The organism is Peptoclostridium sp. AF21-18, from assembly GCF_003478825.1.
GTDB lineage: Bacteria > Bacillota > Clostridia > Peptostreptococcales > Peptostreptococcaceae > Peptacetobacter.
The window spans coordinates 18,286-41,424 of record NZ_QUGE01000002.1 but is presented as its reverse complement, the minus strand read 5'-3'; the positions used below and the strand labels follow the sequence as shown (position 1 = coordinate 41,424).

At 27.5% G+C, this 23,139-nt stretch carries 18 protein-coding genes and 1 other annotated feature; all 18 genes read left to right on the top strand.

Annotated elements, in window-relative coordinates; all coding sequences use genetic code 11:
* The first annotated feature begins 167 nt into the window (after window positions 1-167).
* Window positions 168-347 carry a hypothetical protein gene (locus DWX74_RS01605; protein WP_118548401.1) on the top strand — a complete coding sequence of 60 codons (180 nt, stop codon included), beginning with the start codon at window positions 168-170 and terminating at the stop codon, window positions 345-347.
* A gap of 78 nt (window positions 348-425) precedes the next feature.
* Window positions 426-3,026 carry an ABC transporter permease gene (locus DWX74_RS01600; RefSeq protein WP_118548400.1) on the top strand — a complete coding sequence of 867 codons (2,601 nt, stop codon included), beginning with the start codon at window positions 426-428 and terminating at the stop codon, window positions 3,024-3,026.
* 13 nt (window positions 3,027-3,039) lie between these two features.
* Entirely contained in the window at window positions 3,040-4,284 is a 1,245-nt protein-coding gene (locus DWX74_RS01595; RefSeq protein WP_118548399.1) for a radical SAM/SPASM domain-containing protein, read from the top strand.
* 84 nt (window positions 4,285-4,368) lie between these two features.
* Window positions 4,369-5,664 (top strand): radical SAM protein, encoded by a 1,296-nt coding sequence (locus DWX74_RS01590; RefSeq protein WP_118548398.1) that lies wholly within the window; start codon window positions 4,369-4,371, stop codon window positions 5,662-5,664.
* Between the two features lie 4 nt (window positions 5,665-5,668).
* Window positions 5,669-6,715, top strand: coding sequence for a radical SAM/SPASM domain-containing protein (locus DWX74_RS01585; RefSeq protein ID WP_006439178.1), 1,047 nt, complete (start codon window positions 5,669-5,671; stop codon window positions 6,713-6,715).
* Window positions 6,716-8,473, top strand: coding sequence for an ABC transporter ATP-binding protein (locus tag DWX74_RS01580; RefSeq protein WP_118548397.1), 1,758 nt, complete (start codon window positions 6,716-6,718; stop codon window positions 8,471-8,473).
* A 12-nt stretch (window positions 8,474-8,485) separates the two neighbouring features.
* Complete coding sequence (locus DWX74_RS01575; protein WP_118548396.1) at window positions 8,486-9,463, top strand: S8 family serine peptidase; 978 nt, start codon at window positions 8,486-8,488, stop codon at window positions 9,461-9,463.
* A gap of 88 nt (window positions 9,464-9,551) precedes the next feature.
* Window positions 9,552-10,268 (top strand): LytR/AlgR family response regulator transcription factor, encoded by a 717-nt coding sequence (locus tag DWX74_RS01570; protein WP_118548395.1) that lies wholly within the window; start codon window positions 9,552-9,554, stop codon window positions 10,266-10,268.
* A complete protein-coding gene (locus DWX74_RS01565) occupies window positions 10,268-11,701 on the top strand; it encodes an ATP-binding protein (protein WP_118548394.1) in 1,434 nt (477 codons plus the stop codon). The genes DWX74_RS01570 and DWX74_RS01565 overlap by 1 nt, the downstream gene beginning before the upstream one ends.
* Window positions 11,702-11,887: 186 nt before the next feature.
* Window positions 11,888-14,497 (top strand): ABC transporter permease, encoded by a 2,610-nt coding sequence (locus DWX74_RS01560; RefSeq protein WP_286164136.1) that lies wholly within the window; start codon window positions 11,888-11,890, stop codon window positions 14,495-14,497.
* Window positions 14,498-14,769: 272 nt separating this feature from the next.
* Window positions 14,770-14,937 carry a hypothetical protein gene (locus DWX74_RS11165; protein WP_006439184.1) on the top strand — a complete coding sequence of 56 codons (168 nt, stop codon included), beginning with the start codon at window positions 14,770-14,772 and terminating at the stop codon, window positions 14,935-14,937.
* Between the two features lie 95 nt (window positions 14,938-15,032).
* Window positions 15,033-17,636, top strand: coding sequence for an ABC transporter permease (locus tag DWX74_RS01555; protein WP_286164135.1), 2,604 nt, complete (start codon window positions 15,033-15,035; stop codon window positions 17,634-17,636).
* A 125-nt stretch (window positions 17,637-17,761) separates the two neighbouring features.
* Window positions 17,762-18,472, top strand: a complete 711-nt coding sequence (locus DWX74_RS01550) for an ABC transporter ATP-binding protein (protein WP_006439186.1) — start codon at window positions 17,762-17,764, stop codon at window positions 18,470-18,472.
* Window positions 18,473-18,708: 236 nt separating this feature from the next.
* Window positions 18,709-20,013 carry a hypothetical protein gene (locus DWX74_RS01545; protein ID WP_242649203.1) on the top strand — a complete coding sequence of 435 codons (1,305 nt, stop codon included), beginning with the start codon at window positions 18,709-18,711 and terminating at the stop codon, window positions 20,011-20,013.
* 133 nt (window positions 20,014-20,146) lie between these two features.
* Window positions 20,147-20,404, top strand: a binding site (T-box leader).
* A 150-nt stretch (window positions 20,405-20,554) separates the two neighbouring features.
* Complete coding sequence (locus DWX74_RS01540) at window positions 20,555-21,334, top strand: amino acid ABC transporter substrate-binding protein (RefSeq protein ID WP_118548393.1); 780 nt, start codon at window positions 20,555-20,557, stop codon at window positions 21,332-21,334.
* 65 nt (window positions 21,335-21,399) lie between these two features.
* On the top strand, window positions 21,400-22,011 hold the full coding sequence (locus DWX74_RS01535; protein ID WP_118548392.1) for an amino acid ABC transporter permease: 612 nt from the start codon (window positions 21,400-21,402) through the stop codon (window positions 22,009-22,011).
* 57 nt (window positions 22,012-22,068) lie between these two features.
* Window positions 22,069-22,734, top strand: a complete 666-nt coding sequence (locus tag DWX74_RS01530) for an amino acid ABC transporter ATP-binding protein (RefSeq protein WP_118548391.1) — start codon at window positions 22,069-22,071, stop codon at window positions 22,732-22,734.
* A gap of 163 nt (window positions 22,735-22,897) precedes the next feature.
* The gene (locus tag DWX74_RS01525; protein ID WP_118548390.1) at window positions 22,898-23,026 is read left to right on the top strand and encodes a DegV family protein; all 129 of its coding nucleotides are present in this window, start codon (window positions 22,898-22,900) and stop codon (window positions 23,024-23,026) included.
* Window positions 23,027-23,139 lie beyond the last annotated feature (113 nt).

Below are 23,139 nucleotides of genomic sequence, written 5' to 3'. Positions count from 1 at the left end.
TCTTAAATTTGATATATTAACTGAATTGAAAAGATTAAAAATAGCAGCCTGCACACAGAATAAAAGAAAAGATATAAAAATAAGATTTGGCAGAGGATACTATTTGAGATTCTAATTTAGTTCAGATTTATATATAAAATAATAAAAAATAGTAGGAGGAACTAAAAATGAGAAAAGAAGAAAAATTAGTAAAAGGTGGAAAAATAGAAATAAAGGAAAAAATAGAAATAAAAGATGTTGAAATGCAGGCAGATCCTTGTAAAGGAAATAATCATAAACCATGTAAATATGATTGTTGCCAAGATTGCCATAACCATACTACATCATATGGAACAGATATGTATTAAAAAATTATATATTTATGTATAAAATAATGGGGGGAGTTAAACTCCCCTATTATTTTACAAAATAAAAGAGGTGATATTATGAAAAAAATATATAGAAAACTTTCTTTACAATACATAAAAAAGAATAAATCAAGAAGTCTGATGATGCTTATTATGATAATAGCTACAGTAGCATTTATGATTTCTATTGACATGATAAATATATCTAGAGCATATGATAAAGCAGAAGTATATAAAAAAACATATGGAGATTATCATTGTGAGTATGTAGATATAAGTAAAGAAAAAATGCAACAAGTTTCTAAAGATAAGAGAGTAGGATATAACGATAATGTACAAAACTTAGGATATTTAATAAATAAGGATAATGGAACTAGAGTTGAATTAAAATCATTTAATGGGGAAAATGATAATTCAATGAAATATTTTGATAGAAAAGGTCAAATTCTTAAAGGCAAAATACCTAAAAATAACAACGAAATAATAATAGACGAAATAAGTGCTAAAAACTTAGGTATAGAAAGAAATCCTATAGGAAAAACTATATCTTTTGAACTTAGAAAAAGCTATACTCTTTCAAATGGAGAGGAAAAATTATATTCTAAAAATAAAACTTTCAAAGTAGTTGGTCTAGTAAAAAGAGTATATGAAGGACTTAATTCAAATATAACAGGCGCAGAACAAGAAAGAGGACTTAGTTATACATATGGAGATTTTAATGGACAAAACATAATACCTAATGAAGCATTGACATACGATATAATAGTGAGATTCAACGGTAATGAAGAAAGAGCGGGAAACTTTGTTGAAAAAGTAGCTATGGAATATGAACTTGGAAGAAGCTCACTTAATCCAAATGGAAATTATTTATCAGCTTTAAATAAGATTAAAGAAAAAAGAGAATTAGCTGAAACAAGTTCAAATAATTTAGTATTGATATTAACTATAGTTCTTTTAGTGTTTAATATGCTAAATATAATTTGGGGAGAATACTTAAAAGAAATAAGTATGCTAAGACTTATTGGAGCAAGAAAGAGAGATATAAGATTTATGGTAATATATCAATCGCTGCTACTTGCTGTAATAGGAACAGCTATAGGAGTTATAGTTGGAATTGGTATAACAGGAATAGGAGTTAATATACTTAAAGATAGTACTTTGGAAATAGCAAAGGTAAAACCAAAAATCCATATAGATTCAGGTGTAATAACAAAAACAATAATAATATCTGTTATATCTATAGCATTAGCTACAATAGTTCCAGTTATAAAAATAGGAAGAGTAGGATGTATGGAAAGTATATCAAATTCTTCAAAACATAAAAGTAAAGCTAAACAATCAAAGATAGGTAAATTTATACAGGATAAATTTGGTATTTACAGATATATGGGAGTAAGAAACCTTTGGCTTAAAAAGACTAGAACACTAATATCAATACTAGTAATTACACTTTGTGGATATTTGATTATATACACTTTTTCAAGTATACACGACAAAGCAGATGATAATATAAGGAAAATATATCATAAATATGATATAGAATCATCAATAGGGATAGGAAATGATCCAGAAACATATAAAATACCAGAAAATAAAATAGAAAAAATAAAAAATATGGATGCTGTTAAATTTGCAAATGCTAGATTTAATGGTGATGCAACCTTTATTGAAGATAAGGAAAAAATAAATGACTACTATATAGAGTATTTTGGAATAGATGGAAGTGAAAAAGTTGAATATCAAAATCATATTAGATTTTTTGGAAATGATGATATAAAGAAAGTTGTAGAGCCATATATGTTAGATAATAAGACTGCAAAAGAGATAGAACAAAAAACAGATGGTTATGTAAATGTAGCTGTATTTAATAGTTTTTATGATCCTATAAAAACGCATTATTACCATAAGATTTATAAAAATTTAAAGGTAGGAGATATTATTACTCTTGGTGTAAAATACCATAATGGAGATAAGATAGAAAAAAGAAATGTAAAGGTTAGAGTAGGAGCTATTCTTAAAGATGATTGGCAGTCTTATGGAGATTTTCTTCAACCTTCTGGATTAGAGATAATAACATCCGATGATAATATGAAAGAATTATTAGGATTTAAAGCATATAACAATCTTATCGTAGATTACAAGGATATAAATAATGTGGAGGAAAATAGAAAAGTAGAAAAATATATTAAAGAAAATATACCTGCATCATTAAGTATAAAACAAGAATTTTACAATATGCAAAATGAATATAAAGAAATAAACTATAGAGAAGGTTTTATGAATACAACATTAGTACTTATGATTGCGGCTATAAGTATATTCTGCACAGTTAAATCTAATTTAATGGAAAGAAGAAAAGAAATATTTACAATGAGAGCTTTGGGAATGTCTGCTAAAGATATGAATAGTATGAATATGTACGAGGCTGTTATATATGCGGTATTAAGTATAATAGGTGGTATAGCATTAGGTACATATAAACTTTTAAATGAGGTTAAATGGTACAATGATGCATATAAAGCAGAGGGTATAGAGCATTTTATGGACTTTACATTCCCATATCCACAGGCGATAATATTTGCAGTTGTTACACTAGCTACTTGTATAATAGCAGTAAAACTAGCAAACAGAGATTTCAAGAATAAAGAAATATCAGATGGTATGAGAGATATAGACTAGAGGAGGAAGTGTGATGAGTGGTTATTTTTATAATAAAAAAGCAAACATAATGAAAAAAGACAACACTGTTATAATATCCGACCAATATAGTGGAAAATGGATAAAAATTCCTCTTGTATGTTATGAAGTGATAGAAGAGTCAGTTGAAAAACAACTGGCTCTTGAAAAAATGATTGATTTATTTAGTGAAGATGACAAAGACTACTTTAGAAAAATAATAAAATCATTAGAAGATTTAGATCTAGTAACAGAAAATCCAAATGAAGAAATATATTATGGAATGATTCCAAAAGTTTCAATAGCTATAACTAATAAATGTAACCTAAATTGTTGCTATTGCTGCAAAGAATCAAACATAAATCGGGAAGAAAGAATGAACTTGGACGAGCTAAAAAAAGTTGTAGACAATGTATTAAAATTAAACCCAATCAATCTTACAATATCAGGAGGAGAGCCACTTGTAAGAAAAGACTTTGTTGAGTTTATAGAATATATAAAATCAAAATACGACGAAAAGCTCATACTAAGCACAAATGCTACGCTAATAGATGAAAAAATGGCTAAATTTATAAGTGATAATTTTTACGCAGTAGAGATTAGCCTTGATGGATACGATGAAGAAACTTGTTCAGAAATAAGGGGAAAAGGTGTATTCAACAAGGTTATGAAGGCTATTGGATATCTTAAAGATAATGGTTGCGATAAGATAAGTATATCTATGGTAATGGGAAAATACAACGAAGGATATAAACAAAAGTTTGAAGAATTAAATGAAAAAATAGGTACAAAAGCGAGAATAAGATACTTCTGTAAATTTGGAAGAGGATTTAGTGGATGTGAAAAGTATGTTGAAAATGATGAGGTATTCTACACTCCTCAAGATTTATATACTTTAGATGAAAATAGCTATGACAATATAAATACAGGACATTGTAATGCTGGAAGAAATAGCATATTTATAGCAGATGATGGATATGTGTATTCTTGTCCAAATATAACAGATGATAAATTTAAGACATTTAATATATTAGATATGGACTTAGAAACAGAGGAAAAATTATATAAAAAGGATTTTGAAGGATTTAAAAACTTTGAAAACTTAGATTTAAAAAATCAAACTCGCTGCAGAGATTGTTCAGTAAATGCCTTTTGTAATACTTGTCCAGCGAAAAATCGGTTACTATATGAAAATGAAAAAGCATTTGAAAAATACTGTGAATTTAATAAAAAGCATTTGGAAAATATATTGTGGAAGTAGAATTTTATAAAAATAACTGATGTATATGAGGATAGTTTTTTCTATCCTCATATATTAAATAAAATCATAAAGAAGGTGATTACTTTGAAGTTTAGAGAAGAAATAATTAAATTTAAAGACAAAGAACTGATAATAAGAGAAAGAAACAACAGAGTACTTATGTACAACACAAGATTTAAAAGACATATAATTCAAAGTAAAGAAGTATACTCATATATAAAAAAGGCAGAAGAAATGGGACTTACAGTAGAAGAATTTGTCAATATGTTTGAAGGTTCAGACAAGGAATATATAAAAGACCTTATGATAAACATGGGAAAAGCAGGTATACTTGAATCATCAATGAGTGAAGATTTTTATAAAAATATGAATAATAGATTTAAAGCTATATATTTGGCAGCAACTCATAAGTGTAATTTAGCTTGTAGACATTGTTGTACAAATTGCAACTCTACAGAAAAAGATATACTAACTACAGAAGATGTAAAATCCATTATGGATTTTGTAGCTGAACTAGAACCGTATGAGTTTATAATAACAGGTGGAGAGCCTATGATAAGAAGCGATTTTGAAGAGTGTGTTCATTACTTTAAAGAAAAAGACTGTAAAACAGAACTAGTTCTTTCTACAAATGCAACTCTTATAGATGAATCTAATGTAGACTTTATAGTAAATCATTTTAATAGAGTAGAAATAAGTATAGATGGAGTAGATGAAGAAACTTGTGGATTAGTTAGGGGAAGAGGAGTATTCAATAAAATAATGAGATCTATAGTATTACTTCATACTAGAGGATTTAGAAATATAAGAACGTCTATGGTTGTTGGAGATAAGAATAAACACCTTGAAGAAAAATTTTATGCTTTAAATGAAAGAATAGGAACAAAAGGAATGGTTAGATGCTTTGAGCCAGAAGGTAGAGGAGTAGAAAATGCGTCATACTTTATATCAGAGGAAACTATACTTCCATTTGGACTTACAGAATTAGATAAATTAAGTTTTGAAAAAGATAAAGATAATCTAAAATCATGTTCTTGTGATATGTATAAGTCAAAAATGTTTATCGATTATGATGGAAATATGTATCCATGTCAATCTTTGATAAAACCAGAGTATTCTTATGGAAGTACATTAGATAAAGATACGAGAATGAGTGTGCTTGATTTTGATTATGATTTATCTGATAGTAAACTAGCAGCTAGACTACAAAATATAATGCCGTATAATTTTGAAAAATGTAAGGATTGTGATGTAAATGTGTTTTGCTTTTTCTGTCCTGCACTAGTAGATAAGTTGTTAGATAATGAAGATTGTCCTGACTATGAAAAATGGTGTTCTATAATGAAACCACAATTAAATAGAATAGTATGGGGGGAATAAAAATATGAAATTTACAATAGTAATGACTGATGATTGTAACCTTAGATGTAGCTACTGTTATGAAGGTGGTTGTAAACCTAAAAAATATATGAACAAAGAAACAGCAGATAAATGTATAGAGTTTATAAAAGAAAAACTAAAAGAAGAAAAGGATGATAAAAGACCACTATGGATAACACTTCATGGTGGAGAACCTCTTCTAAATTTTGATATAGTAAAATATATTAAAAATAAATTGGATGATGAAATAGTAGATAGAAAAATAATATATGATATGACTACAAATGGAACAATAATGAACGATGAAATACTAGAGTTCATAAAAAATGATTTAACAGAGGTATCTATAAGTTTAGATGGTACTAAAGAATCACATAATGCAAATAGAGTATTTCCAGACGGAAGTGGATCATATGATATAGTTATGAAAAATATAAAAAAACTACAAGATGAAAATATACCTATTAGATGTAGGATGACATTTAACCAATATAATGTAGATAAAATGTATGAAAGTATTGAAAGTGTGTCAAAACTTGGCTTTAGATATCTTGCAACTGCTGTAGATATTATGTCTGAGTGGAGCGAGGAAAAAGTTGAAGTATATAAAGAACAGAGAATGAAGCTTATAGACTTTCATTTAAAAAATCCAGAAGTAAATTTAGGTATGACAGATTTAAGACTTTTAAATGTTAAGCGAGGGGATTGTTTTGGTGGTATATGCACATTTTGCATAGATACAGATGGAACAATTTATCCGTGTACATTTGCAATAGGTAAAAAAGACTATGAAATAGGAAATATATATAATGAAAACCCTTTAGATAAAGATAAATTAAAAGAAGTTGTTAATGAGAATTTTAGAGATTTTGAAGAATGTTCAGGTTGTACAAGAAAAGAATACTGTACTGCTGTAAGATGTAGAATAGTTAACAAACTTAGTACAGGTAGTTATTCAGAAGTGCCATATATGGCTTGTGTTGATGAACATATGAACTTTAAAACAACTAAAAAACTTTTGGAACTTGGTGAAAGAGGTAGGGATTTATAAATGGAAAAGTCAGATATATCCAAAAGAAAAAGTCCTGTAAAAAGGTTTATAAAATTTGTAGTAAATCATAATAAGATGAGTATTTTTACTGCAATGATAATGGTGATATTTATAACATCAATAGACCTTGTTCTGCCTATGATGACAAAAAATATGGTAGATAAAGGTATAACAGGAAAAAATCTTGAATTACTATTAAAAATAATTGTAGCTTATTCTGTAATGTCAGTTTTAGCTAGAGTTTTAAATTTGGCACTAGGCTATATATATGCAACTATGAGAAATAGGGTGGCTGTAAAGTTTAGATTGAAGGTATTAGATCATTTATCGAAGTTATCTGGAAAATTCTATACAGAGAATAAAACTGGAAATCTTATGTCTATAGTACAATCTGATATAGATATAATAGAAAATATAGATGCGGAACTTGTATTTTCTATTATTAAAAATTCAATAACAGCGATTATTTCTCTCTACTTAATGTTCAGACTACAGTCTGTTCTTTTTGTAGTTGTTGTGTTTATACAAATATTACTTGTTACAACGCAGAGATACTTTACAAAAAATATACATTCTAATGTGAGTATGTTTAGAGATGAATATGGTGATACAAGCAATGTAGTTCAAGAATATGTTTATAATATAATGAATGTTATAATATCTAAATCAAAGAGGTTTTTTATATCACAATTTATAAAAGGTCAGAGAGGACTTATAAATAAAGATATAAAAATAGATGTTCTTATGAGTGGAAATATGTGTGTTGCAAATATATTTAATCTTATGATGAGTATGGCTATATATGGATATGGTGGATATATGATAATAAATGGAGATTTTACATTAGGTTCATTAATAGCATTTCAAAACTATGCAGGAATGTTAATAGGTCCATGTATAAGTATTGTAAATGCAAATAATAGAATACAACAAGCTAAAGTTTCTATAGAAAGAGTATATTCTATATTAGATGAAGAGCCTGTTATAGATGAAGATCAAAATATGCTAGAAGGACTAAGAGCAGATAATATTAAAGAAATATCTGTTGAAAATGTAAAATTTGGATATGAAAATGATGAATCTGAAAAGAAATATATCTTAAATAATGTATCTATGAAATTTGAAAGAGGAGATATTTCAGCTATTGTTGGAGAGAGTGGATGTGGAAAATCAACTCTTTCAAAGCTTATGTATAGACTATGGGATGTTGATGATGGAAGTATTAAAATTGATGAAAGAGATATAAGAAATATAAAACTTATGTCTTTGAGAAAATGTATTTCTGTAGTTAGTCAAGAGATAGTTATATTTGATAGTACAATAAGAAATAATATATCATTAGGTAAAAAAATACCAGATGATGATATATTGAGAGTTTGTAGTTTAGCTGGTTTAGATGATTTTATTTCTTCTCTTGAAGCTGGTTTAGATACAGAGATAGGGGAAAAAGGAATAAAAATATCTGGAGGACAAAAGCAAAGAATTTCTATAGCCAGAGCTATGTTATGTGATAGTCCAATTATTATATTTGATGAAGCTACATCAGCATTGGATAATGTATCTCAAGATATAATAATGGATAGTATAAAGAAGAACTTAGAAGATAGAATAGTAATAGTGATAGCACACAGATTATCTACTATAAAAGATGTAGACAAAATATTTGTAATGTCAAATGGAAAAATAGCAGAATCAGGAAATCACGAAGAACTTATATCTAAAAAGGGAATATACTATAAATTGTATAGAAATGAATAAAGAGGTAGTTCTATGAAAAATATAAAAATTGCTGTATTAGATACAGGAATAGATACGGAAGATAAAGATATCAAAGATAGATATGTATATGATAAAGAATTGCAAGTTGAAGGTATAGATAATATAGATGATGTAATAGGACATGGAACATTATGTGCAAAGACTATACTAGAAAGATGCCCAGAAGCGATAATATATCCTATTAAGATATTTAATGATGAAGGAGTGACTGAAGTATCAAAGCTTATAGTAGCATTAGCAAATCTAATTGGTAAAAATATAGATATAATAAATATATCAGCATCTATGATAAAAGAAAATAGACTTGAAGATTTGAGAACAGTATGTAATATTCTTAGAAGTGAAGGAAAGATACTAGTAGCTTCTAAACATAAAAAAGCAAAAAATATAAAAAGTTATCCAGCTTCATTTGATTCTGTAATTGGTGTGAAAGGATATAAGAGAATTTGTAAGGATGATGATTATACATATGATAGTAAAAGAGAAAACCAAATGTATGCAAATGGAAGAGATAGATTGTATAAATTTAAAGATAGTGTAACTGCATTTGGAAAGCATAGTAGAGCATCTGCATTAGCTGCGGGGATAATAGCAGAGATAATGTATAAAGAGAATACAAAAGATATTTATAAAATAGAGCAAATTTTAAAAAGTAAATCAAACATATCTGAAACATATAAAGAAAGAAGATACAAATATAAAAAAGAATATGTGTATGATACTATTGTTAGAAAGATTGTTGATATTTTGAATGAAAATTTTGCAGATGGACGAATAAATATAGAGTTTCTTGAAAAAAATAGTTTGATTAATAATATGACAGGGTTGTATGGAGATAATGCGTATGATTTTGTTTGTATGCTAAATAAAGAATTTGGTATAGATATAAATTATGAGAATTTGTACTTATACGAAATAGAAAATTTGTACATTTTGAGCCATATTGTTCATAAAGAACTAGATAAATAATAGTAAAGAAGGGAGAGAGTATTTATGTCAAAAATTATAAAGCATAGATACTCTCTTTTTAATTAGTTGATATAAAGAGAGGTAAAAAATGATAACAATAGGAATATGTGATGATGAGTTAGACGTTAGAATGGATATAAAAAACGCTATACTAAATACAATGATAGATAAAGACATAGAGTATCAAGTCAAAGAATTTAGCAATGGTGAAGATGTTATAAAATATATAGAATTAGATAATGAAATAGATATACTTTTTTTAGATATACAAATGGATGGGTTGGATGGTATGGAAACTGCTCGTAAACTAAGAGAATATGATAGAACAACTGAGATAATATTTGTAACATCAATAGGAGAAAAAATAAGTGAAGCTTTTGAGGTAAGAGCATTTAGATTTATAAAAAAGCCAATACAACATGAAGTTATAGAAAAAAATCTAAAAGAGTGTGTGGTAGAAGTAGCTAAGAAAAGAGGCTGCTTTTTAAAAATAAAGACCGATAATGGATTTAAGAAAGTATATAGTAGAGATCTAATATATATAGAAGCAATTAATAAAAAAATAAAACTATGCACAAAAGAGGGAGATTTAGAATGTAGAGGTAACTTAAATGATATTGTGTCTAACTTTGAAAAACAATTATTTATACAATGTCATAGGAGTTATATTGTAAATATGATATATATTGAAGAGATTTACAATAGGGATATAATTATGGAAAATGGAGCTAGAATACCTATTAGCAGAAATAAATATAAAGAAGTAGTGGATAAATACTTCTGGTCAATAGGAGAGGATATATAATGGATGTATTAATTGGTGAGTGTATTGATTTGACTTGTATAATATTATCGATATCTATATTAAATTGGGTAGTGGGATATAGGAAATATAGCGATATAGATTTTTTAAAAAATATAGTTATTCAGGCGACAATAATAATAGTATTGTATATTGTATCAAGATATATCAGCTTATGGAATATAGCTATTTTAGATAATAATATAAACCAACATTCTTCATTATCGTTCAATTTAATAGAGATTATTAAGAATATGAGAATATCTAAGGAAAAAGCAATTTGGATTATAAGTAATATAGTTATAATGATAGGAATTATTTATATATATTCAAAAGTATATAAATTAGAATGGAAAAAGTTTACTTTTTTATATATACTAACAGGACAATATATAAGTATGATTGAGAATTATTTTTTATCAAGATTTTTATTTACATTTGAAAATAAAATAAGTATGTCGAGTCCACTTTCTTTGAAATTTGAATTGCATGACTGGAATATATTTAATATAAAAATAATAATTATAGCAATAACAATTTGGATAAGTGTAATAATATTAGACAAATTAATAGATAGATTTTTAAAGAATAAAATTTATAGGTATTCAATAAATATAATTATGCTAAATTTTGTTTACATAGTATTAATGCAATATGTAATAAAGATAGAAAAATATGGAATAAATCGTTCAGAATTGTATATTATTATTACAAAAATAATACCTATGTTTACTATAATATCTACAGTAATAATTCTTTATATAATTCTTGAGATAAAAAAACAAAGTGAAGAAAAAGTAAAAGAAAAAGAAATGTATACTAGACTTGAATCTAAAAATGATTACTATGAAAAATTAGAAAAATCTCAAGAAGATATTAGACGCTTATATCATGATATGAACAATCATCTTTATGCTATAAAAAATATGAATAAAAATAAATCGGATTATTTAGAGTATATAGAAAGTATACAAAATGAATTAAATAAAGTTAACCAAATTAAAGCAAGTGGAAATGCTATTTTTGATATAATTGTAGACGAAAAAATGAAGATTTGTGAGAATAAAGGGATAGAGTTTATTTTAGATCTAGATTCTAAAAATACAGGATTTATAGAAAATATAGATATGTCTAGTATTTTAGGAAATATACTGGATAATGCAATAGAAGCCTGTGATAAAATTGAAAATAGTAGAAAGTATATAAATTTAAAATCTATGTGGGCTAAAAATATGTTTGTTTTTATTTGTGAAAATAGTAAAGAAAATGATGTTAAAAAAGTAGAAGGACGATATATTACAAGTAAAAATGATAAATCAAAACATGGTATAGGGATAAAAAGTGTTGAAGCTTCTGTAAAGAAATATAATGGAAAAATGAATATCTCTTGTGATGAAAATACATTTAGAATAAAGGTGGTTATCCCCAAAAATTAGGTTTATAAGCTCTGTAAATAAAAAGAGTATTTGTATCAAAGTATTGATACGGATGCTCTTATTTTTTTGTTTTAATCTTGTAAAGATAAAAAGATTGCCATTCACTCCATATTTAATACCACTCGTCAAAATCTATTGTTTATGAATTTTAAAAATGTTATTTTATAAAAAAGGAGAGTGATTGTTATGAAAATATATAGAAAGTTATCTTCTTTATATATGAAGAAGAATAAATCAAGGACTTTGATGATGTTTATCATGGTAATAGCTACAGTTGCATTTATGATTTCTATGGATATGCTTGAAGTATCTCAAACATATAATAGAATGGAAGCATTTAAAAAGTCTTATGGAGATTATCATTGTGAGTATGTAGATATTAGCAAAGAAAAGTTAGAAAAGGTAGAAAATGATAATAGAGTAGGATACAGGGACAATGTACAAAACTTAGGATTTTTAATAAATAAAGAAAATGGAACAAGAGTAGAATTAAAATCATTTAATGGAGAAAATGATAATCCTATGAATTTCTTTGATAGAAAGGCACAGGTGTTAGAAGGAAGAAAACCCAAAAATAACGACGAAATAGTATTAGATGAAGAAAGTGCTAAAAATTTGGGAGTATCAGGTAACCCAATAGGAAAGACAATATCTTTTGAGCTTAGAAAAGAATACACTCTACCAAGTGGTGAGAAAAAGTTATATTCAGAAAATAAGAGTTTTAAAGTAGTTGGAACAGTAAAAAGGACGTATAAAGAAGCAAGGACTATAAGTAGTTCAAGTACAGGTGCTGAGCAAAAAAGAGGAATTTCTTATACATACGGAGATTTTGAAGGGAAAAGTATAATACCACAGGAAGCATTAACATATGATATTATACTTAGATTTAAAGGAAATGAATTGGTTGCTAGTAATAAAGTAGATAAATTAGTAAATGATTACAATCTTGGAAGACTAACAATAAATGCAAATTCAAATTATTTATCAGAATTATTTTCTATTAATGATTTAAAAAGTGTAAAAGAGATAAATCAAAATAATATAGTTTTGATAATAACAGTTATACTTTTAGTATTTAATATGATGAATATAATATGGAGTGAATATCTTAGAGAAATAAGTATGCTAAGACTTATTGGAGCAAGGAAAAGAGATATAAGATTTATGGTAGTATATCAATCTATACTTCTTGCAGTATTTGGAACAATTATAGGAATTGTATTAGGGATTGGTATAACAAAATTAGGATTAATTATTTTTAAAGATCCTTTATTGAACGAGATAGGAATTAGTCCTAATCTACACATTGATAAAGATGTAATTATGAAAACAGCAAATATATCTATATTTGCAATAGTATTAGCTACAATAATTCCAGTTATTAGAATTGGTAGAGTAGGATGTATGGAAGCTATATCTAACTCTACAAAACACAAAAAAAGAGAAAAGCAATCTAAAATAGGAAAGTTTATTCAAGATAAATTCGGAATATTTAGATATATGGGAATTAGAAATCTTTGGATTAAAAAGACTAGAACTCTTGTATCAATACTTACAATAACACTTTGTGGATATTTAATAATGTATACTTTTTCTAGTATAGAAGAAGAGGTAAATGATAAGATAAGAACAATATATTATAAATATGATGTAGAAACTTCTATAGGTATAGCAAATGACCCAGAAACATACAAAATACCGGATGAAAAAATAGAAAAAATAAGAAAGATGGATGGAGTAAAAGTAGTAAATCCATCATATAATGCGACATCTACATTTGTAGCAGATAAGAAAAATGTTGAAAAAGCATTTATAGATTATTACGGTTTAGAAGGTGACAAAAAAGTAGAATGTGAAAATCATCTTAGATTTTATAGTAATCAAGGATTAAAGAAATATGTTGAACCATATATGCTAGATGGAAAGACTGCTGAAGAATTAGAAACAAAAACTGATGGATATATAAATGTGGCTGTTTACAATAGTTTTTATGATATGATAAAAACTATTACTCAGAAAAAGATATTTAAAGATTTAAAACAAGGGGATATAATCGATATTGGTGTAAAATACCATAATGGAGATAAAATAGAAAAGAAAAATGTAAAAGTAAGAGTAGCAGCTATTTTAGAACCTGATTGGATGTCTTATGGTGATGCACTAATGCCATATAAATTTGAGGTTATAACATCTGAAGATAATATGAAAGAACTTTTAGGATTTAAAGCATATAATAACTTGACTGTAGATTATGAAAGTTTTGAAAATGAAAAAGCAAATCGTAAAGTAGAAGAATATATAACACAAAATATACCAGGAAGTATAGCTTTAAAAGTAGGTTTTGCCAATATTCAGAATAATTCTAAAAAAGAAGTGTTCAGAAAAAGCATGATAAACATAACTTTAGTACTTATGATTGCAGCAATAAGTATATTCTGTACAGTTAAATCTAACTTAATGGAAAGAAGAAAAGAGATATTTACAATGAGAGCTTTAGGAATGTCTGCTAAAGATATGAATAGTATGAATATGTTCGAAGCAATAACATATGCAGTATTAAGTATAGTATCTGGAATAGCCTTAGCAACATACAAACTTGTAAAATATGTTGAGTGGAACAATAATGCATATACAAACTTTGGTATAGAGCATTTTATGGACTTTACATTCCCATATCCACAGGCGATAATATTCGCTGTTGTTACATTAGCTACTTGTATAATAGCAGTAAAACTAGCAAATAGAGATTTTAAAAATAAAGAAATATCAGATGGTATGAGAGATATAGATTCATAAACTTACCATTCAGGACGTTTTTCCTACCGTTCAGGACAAATCTATTGTTCTTAGTTAAAGATAATGTTATTTTAAAGACAAGAAAAGGGAAGAAGATTAAAGATAACAAATTCTTAAATTGGATATATTAACTGAATTGAAAAGATTGAAAATAGCAGCCTGCACACAAAACAAAAGAAAAAATAAAAAATATTTGGCAGAGGATACTATTTGATATTCTAATTTAGTTCAGATTTATATATAAAATAATTAAAAAATAGGAGGAAGGAAAAATGTCTGAATTAAAAGAAAGCAAAAAAATAAAAATAGAGGAAAAGATAGAATTAAAAGAAATAGAAATGCAGGCAGATCCTTGTAAAAATAATAATGGTCAAAATTGCAGATATGATTGCTGTAGAGATTGTTATGATGGCAGTGCATATCTATCACCAAAAATGTAATAAAATAAATTGAATAAAAAATAAATAACCAATATGGAGATTAAGTTTTAATCTCCCTATTTTATCAAAATATAAAAGAAAGGGGGAATTGTATTATGAGAATATACAGAAAATTATCTCTTTTATATATGAAGAAGAATAAATCAAGAACAGTTATGATGTTTGCAATAGTAATAGCAACAGTAGCATTTATGTTATCTATAGATATGATTAAAATTTCTCAAGCATATAATAAGGTTGAAGCATATAAAAAAGCATACGGAGATTATCATGTTGAACATGTAGATATTAGTAAAGAAAAGTTAGAAAAGGTAGAAAATGATGATAGAGTAGGATACAGGGACAATGTACAAAACTTAGGATTTTTAATAAATAAAGAAAATGGAACAAGAGTAGAATTAAAATCATTTAATGGAGAAAATGATAATTCAAAGAATTATTTTGATAGAAAAGGTCAGATTCTTAAAGGAAATAAACCTAAAGATAATAATGAAATAGTCCTAGATGAAGAAAGTGCTAAGAATTTAGGTGTATCAGAAAATCCTATAGGAAAGACAATTTCTTTTGAACTTAGAAAAAAGTATAATCTTCCTAATGGAGAGGAAAGATTATACTCTGAAAATAAAAAATTCAAGGTTGTTGGAATTGTAGAAAGAGAGTATAAGGGATTAAATAGTAGTCTTGCTGGAAAAGTTGAACAAGAAAGAGGAATAAGTTATACATATGGTGATTTTAGAGGAAAAAATATAATACCAAAAGAAGCAATAACATATGATGTAATACTTAGATTTACAGGAAATGAATTATTAGCTGGTAAAAAAATAGAATATTTAATGATGGATTTGAAATTAGGCAGAATGTCTGTAAATCCAAACGGTAATTACTTATCAGCAATGTATTCAATAAATGATTTAAGAGATTTAGAAAATATTAATAAGAATAATTTAATTTTAATATTAACAGTCATACTTTTAGTATTTAATATGTTAAATATAATTTGGGGTGAATATCTAAGAGAAATAAGTATGTTAAGGCTTATTGGAGCAAGAAAAAGAGATATAAGATTAATGGTAGTATATCAATCAATTTTGCTTGCTATAATAGGAACTACAGTAGGAATAATTGTTGGGTTAGGTATTACAGAAATAGGAATAAATGTATTTAAAGATACAACACTAGAATTAGCCCAATTAAAACCTAAAATGCATATAGACTTAGATGTAATATCAAAAACAATCACTATATCAGTATTAGCAATAGTGTTAGCTACAATAATTCCGGTTATAAAAATAGGAAGAGTTGGATGTATAGAAGCAGTAACAAACTCTTTAAAAACTAAAAATAAAGGAAAACAATCAAAAGTAGGAAACTTTATTCAAAATAGATTAGGAATATACAGATATATGGGAGTTAGAAATCTTTGGCTTAAAAAAACAAGAACCCTTGTATCAATTCTAACCATTTCACTTTGTGGATATCTAATAATATATACTTTTTCAAATATGCAAGGTGAAGTAGATGATAAAATAAGAAGAATATACTATAAATATGATATGGAATTTAAACCAGGAATTTCTAATGATGTAGAGGCGTTTAAAATCTCTGATGACAAAATAGAAAAAATAAAAAGTATAGATGGCATTAAAAAAACAAGCGCTTCTTTTAATGCAGATACTACATTTATTGAAGAAAAAAATAATATAAACAAAATTTTTATGGATTATTATGGAATAAAAGAAAGTGAAAAAGTTGAATTTGAAAGTTATCTTAGATTTTTGGATAATGAAGATATACAAGAAAAAGTAGAACCATATATGTTGGAAGGAAAAAAATCTAAAGATATATTAGGAAAAACAGATGGATATATAAATGTAGCTGTATTTAATAGTTTTTACGATGTTACAAAAACAAATACTTACCACAGTATATATAAAAATTTAAAGGTAGGGGATATCATTGATATAGGTGTAAATTATCATAATGGAGATAAAATAGAAAAAAGAAATGTAAAAGTTAGAGTAGGAGCTATTCTTAAAGATGACTGGCAATCTTATGGAGATTCTCTTTCTCCAGATAAATTTGAAGTTATAACATCTGAAGATAGTATGAAAGAGTTATTAGGATTTAAAGCATATAATAATCTTACTGTAGATTATAAAGATATTGATAATTTAGCAGAAAATAGAAAAATAGAAAAATATGCAAGAAAAAATATACCAGGTGCTGTTATTTTAAAAGAAAGTTTTTATAATGATCAAAAACAAGCAAATAAAAATATATTTAGAGAAAGTATGATAAATATAACACTAATACTTATGATAGCAGCGATAAGTATATTCTGTACAGTTAAATCAAACCTTCTAGAAAGAAGAAAAGAGATATTTACAATGAGAGCATTGGGAATGTCTGCTAAGGATATGAGTAGAATGAATATGTGGGAATCAATGACATATGCTTTATTGAGTGTATTATCTGGAATAGGATTAGCTACATATGCACTTTTCAAATTTGTTGAGTGGAACAATAACGCATATACAAACTTTGGTATAGAACATTTTATGGACTTTACATTCCCATATCCACAGGCGATAATATTCGCTGTTGTTACATTAGCTACTTGTATAATAGCAGTAAAACTAGCAAATAGAGATTTTAAAAATAAAGAAATATCAGATGGTATGAGAGATATAGATTCATAAACTTACCATTCAGGACGTTTTTCCTACCGTTCAGACCAAATCTATTGTTTTTAAATATTTAAAGTGATAATTTAAACATATAGATATATATATCAATAATACTTATAGAGAAAGGAAAATCCGTTATGAAAGATTTAAATTTAGTAGAAAGCTTAGAAGTTTGTAATTTAAAAAAATACTATGGTAAAGATGAAAGTCTTGTTAGAGCTGTAGATGGAATTGATTTAAAAATAGAAAAAGGGAAATTTACTTCTATAATCGGAGCTTCTGGTTCTGGAAAGAGTACATTACTTCATTGTATGGCAGGGTTAGACAAACCAACAAGTGGAGAGGTAAAACTTGGAACAAAAAGTCTATATGATTACAATGATAATGAACTATCAAAAATAAGACGTAAAAAATTTGGATTTATATTCCAGAGTTTCAACCTTATACCAGTAATAAATGTATACGATAATATTGTACTGCCAATACTTTTAGATGGTGGAAAAGAAGATAAAGTATATATAGATAGAATAATAAAAGCTGTAGGACTTACAGATCAGATAAAAAAATTCCCAAATGAGCTATCAGGAGGACAGCAGCAGAGGGTTGCAATAGCTAGAGCACTTTCAAACAAACCTGCTATAATATTTGCCGATGAGCCAACTGGTAATCTAGATTCAAAGACTACTCAAGAGGTTATGGATCTTTTAAGTGATACAGTAAAGGAATTTAAACGGACATTGGTTATGATAACACACAACCAAGAAATAGCTGAAACTGCAGATAGAATAATAACTATAAGCGATGGAAAGATAATAAAGGATACAAATGATTTAAAGGAAAATAAATAGTATTCAAAATATAGAATAAAAAGTTTGTAAAAACTGAAAAATGGGCGAGGAAAATAACTTCCTTCGCCCATTTTTTAGTTTAAAATCTCTATTAGAGAATATAAGTCAGTAATTATTAAGTAGCTTAAATTAGTTTAACGACTTTAAAAAAAATAAGTGATAATATATAATTAAATATATATGAAATAAAGAAAAAGTAAGGGTGTAATCCTTAATTTAAACATATTATACGAGGAGTGATAAATTTGAAATCAGTAAATGATGCGATATTGTCCCCTAATATGGAATATGGAATCAATGAAGATATCGTAGTCTATGATGGAAGATTTTGTGTATATTTAGATAAAAAATATAAATGCAATGGAAAGATATTTTTAAAACCATCTTCTCCATCAGCGATAACATTTAAAGCTAGAATAGTATCGACAGCAGATGATAGTTTAGAAGAGTGCAGTTTGGACGATGCTGTTTTAGAGATACATGGATACAAACTTTCATCGGCGACAATAAGAAGGATAAACGAAACATCAGTAGAGGGATATATCAATAACGATTGTATAAAGTCTAAAAATTCTTATGTAAGCTATGTAGATTTTGATTTATTAAATATAGATAAGATACCTGGAAAACTTATAAAGACAAAAGAAAAAGTATTTGCAGGTAGACTAGAGTTTGAGTTAAATGGATATTTAATAACGATTGATAAAAGGTACGACTACAGAAGAGAGTTTTACGAAGAGCTTATCGAAAAATCAGGTACAGTTACAACTCATGTAGGTAGGATAAGAAAGAAAGACGGTACATTGTTTAAGACAAATAATATAATGGGGCTTTTAGATAGGATTTGTACAGCATTTAGTTTTGCTTGTGGAAGATATGTATCTTTTTCAGGTATAAGGGGATATCAGGATGAAAACGAGGTTTACAGAGCTTGGAATAGTGGAATGGTAACGCCTTTTACATTTTTACCTACTTGGACAGATACACTTACAAATTATAGAAATTATGAAAAGTATTTATCTCTTATGTGCAGGAGATTGGAGGACTTCTACTATGGTCCAGCTATTAAAAACGCTGTGGATTGGTATATAGAGTCTTTAAATAATTTAACTATGGATAATGATATAATATCTGTTCAAATAGCGCTAGAGTCGCTATCTTATGTAGTACTAGTAGAAAAAACTAAGACGATTACAGACACAGAGTTTGATAAGAACTCAGCCTCTAAAAATATAAGAATGTTACTTCAAATCTGCAATATTCCATTTGGAGGAGATGAGATGGAGATTTTCTCAGATGAAATAAGAGAAGAGTTTGCAGATGGTATAGATCTTATAAGTTATTACAGAAATAAGATTGTCCATCCAAGTAAGAGAAGAAACAAAGTATTTTTATCAGCTGAAGATATTTGGAACATACTTGTAATAGGTATTCATTATATAGAATTGGCGATATTATATATAATTGGGTACAAGGGAGAATATTCAAACAGACTAAAAGAAAGGTCTTTTGGAGAAGTAGAAGTTGTTCCGTGGAATTAAATTTACAAAAAGATTTAAAAATGAAAGATGATGCAAAAATAAAGTCAATTATTTTAAAAGTTCAAAAAATATGTTGACTTTATTTTTATTCTGGTATAGAATAATAAACATAACAAAGCAGAGTAAATAATCAGATAAAGCGAAGAAGAGAAATAGTAGATAGTAAAGTCTTTTCAGAGAGATTTCGGTTGGTGTGAGAAATCAAGAACTAATTATCGAACACATCTCAGAGCATAGCACCGAGAAAGAAAGTTCATGTAGGCTGCTACGGTAGTACCCGTTATCGTACAAGGGTATCGTCTTTTTAATAGGACTGTACTCTATGAGGCTAGTATCGTGAGGTACTAGTGAAGAGAGGTGGAACCACGGAATTAATACTCCCGTCCTCTAGCTTAGCTAGAGTGCGGGAGTTTTTATTTACCTAAAAATAGAAACTGCTTGAATGAAAGTGGAGTTAAATCTGAGAATTATCATAAGAAAGGTTTTCTGAATATTTGCATAACTGCAAGAATAAAAAATATAATTACAGGAGGAAACGAAAATGAAAAAATTATTAAGAAAAGTGATGGTAGTATTTGCAGCAATGGTAATGGTATTAGGGATGACAGCTTGTTCATCAAAAGATAGTGGAAGTGCAGATAACAAGGTAATCGTAGGATTTGATAACACATTTGTTCCTATGGGATTTTTAGATGAAGATGGAAATACAGTAGGATTTGATGTTGATTTAGCAAAGGAAACATTTAAGAGATTAGGAATGGAAGTAGAGTTCCAACCAATAGACTGGTCAATGAAAGAAACAGAGTTAAACAGCGGTAATGTAGATGTTTTATGGAATGGATATTCATTAAGCCCAGAAAGAAAGAAAATAGTTTCTTATTCAGATCCATATCTTCAGAACAAACAGATAATAGTTACAATGGCAGATTCAAATATAAATACTAAAGCTGATTTAGCAGGAAAAGAAGTAGGAACTCAGCAGGAATCAACAGCTCAGGCTGCAGTAGAAGCAGATACAGAGTTTGTAAGCTCATTAAAAGGTGGAGCACCAGTTCTTTACGATACTTATGATAAAGCTCTTAGAGATTTAGAGATAGGAAGAACTTCAGCAGTAGCAGGAGATGAAGTTTTAATAAGATACTATATGTCACAGAAAGGTGAAGAAAAGTATAAAGTATTAGAAGAAAACTTCGGATTAGAAGATTATGTAGTAGCATTTGCAAAAGACAATACAGAATTAAGAGATAAGGTAAATGATACATTAAAAGAAATAAAAGACGATGGAACATTTGACAAGATATACGCAGAATGGTTCAAATAAGATAGATTAAAGGGAATAGATTTATTGATTAATTAGTAATTTAGCAGTGAAGGAGAATGAGAATTATGATAGAAGGTATAAAAATAGTTATAGCACTATTTACAATAACATTAGTACTTTCAATTCCAGCTGGGATTGGAGTAGCTCTTTTAAGAATTTCAAAAAACGTAATAATAAGAAAGATGACTTCTTTTTACATACTTATAATGAGAGGTACTCCACTTCTTCTTCAGATGATAGTTATATTCTATGGGCTTCCACTTATAGGAATAACATTTGATAGATTTACAGCAGGAGCGGTTGCATTCTTCTTCAATTATACAGCGTATTTTGCAGAGATATTTAGAGGGGGAATACAATCAATAGACAAAGGTCAGTACGAAGCAGCTTATGTTTTAGGATTTGATAAAGTTTCAATGTATAAAAGAATAATACTTCCTCAGGTTGTAAAAAGAGTATTAGCGCCTGTATCAAATGAAGTAATAACACTTGTAAAGGATACTTCTCTTGTATACATATTAGGTCTAAACGATATACTAAGAATATCTCAGATAGCGATGAACAGAGAAGGAAGCTTAATGCCACTTGCATGGGCAGGTTTAATATACTTAGTATTCATAGCAATTCTTACAAAAGTATTTGAAAAACTTGAAAAGAGATATTCTTACTATAATTAAGAGTTTTGATATTGAACTTACGGTTTAGAGCTTAATTTCAACTAGGAGGAATGCGAAATGATAGAGGTTATAAATTTAAAGAAAAAATTTAAAGATACAGAAGTTTTAAAAGATATTTCATTTGATGTAAAGGACGGAGAGATAGCTGTTGTAGTTGGAAAATCTGGAGCAGGTAAAACAACTCTTATGAGATGTATAAATGGATTAGAAGATTTTGATTCTGGAGAACTTGTATTAAATGGAGAGTCTATTAAAAATAATAACGATATGAAGAAGGTAAGAGGAAAGATTGGAATGGTATTTCAAAACTTCAACCTATTTCCTCACATGACAGTTATAGAAAATATAATAGAAGCTCCTGTAAATGTATTTGGAGAAAATAAAGAAGAAGCTTTGAAAAAAGCAAATGAACTTTTAAAAATGGTAGACCTAGCAGACAAGGGCGATAATTATCCTTTCCAGTTGTCAGGTGGTCAACAGCAGAGGGTTGCAATAGCTAGAGCTTGTGCATTAAAACCAGATGTAATATGCTTTGATGAGCCAACTTCAGCACTAGATCCTGAGTCTATACAAAATGTAATAGATGTTATAAAAAAATTAAAAGAAAACGGAATGGCTATAATAATAGTTACTCATGATATTGGATTCTGTGATGTAATAGCTGATAAAATAATTAGGTTAGAAGCGGGAATTATAAAAGAAGTGAAAAATAATAATAAATAAAATAATAAAAATAAGGGAGAGATAGCGGTTGTTATTTCTCTCTTTTTTGTCGGTTGAACGGCTTAAATTTAACATTTGAAGCTAAAAAGAATTGAATAAAATATTCATTTCCTATAAAATTAGATATGGACTATAAAAATAGACTATATAATGGGAGGACGTAATGGAAGGAATAAAAATATTTTCAGATAGTACTTGCGACTTACCTATAGAAGAGGTAAATAGAATGAATATAGGTATAATTCCTCTAACAATAAACTTTGGTGAGGAAGTATACAAAGAAGGTAACTAACAGTTAAAATAAATCTATAAATAGCTACAAGAATATATAAATATTTTATAGATTATTTTAACTAAGCCTCGTATGTAGAGAAATCTACATAGGACACAACTTTAAAACCAGTA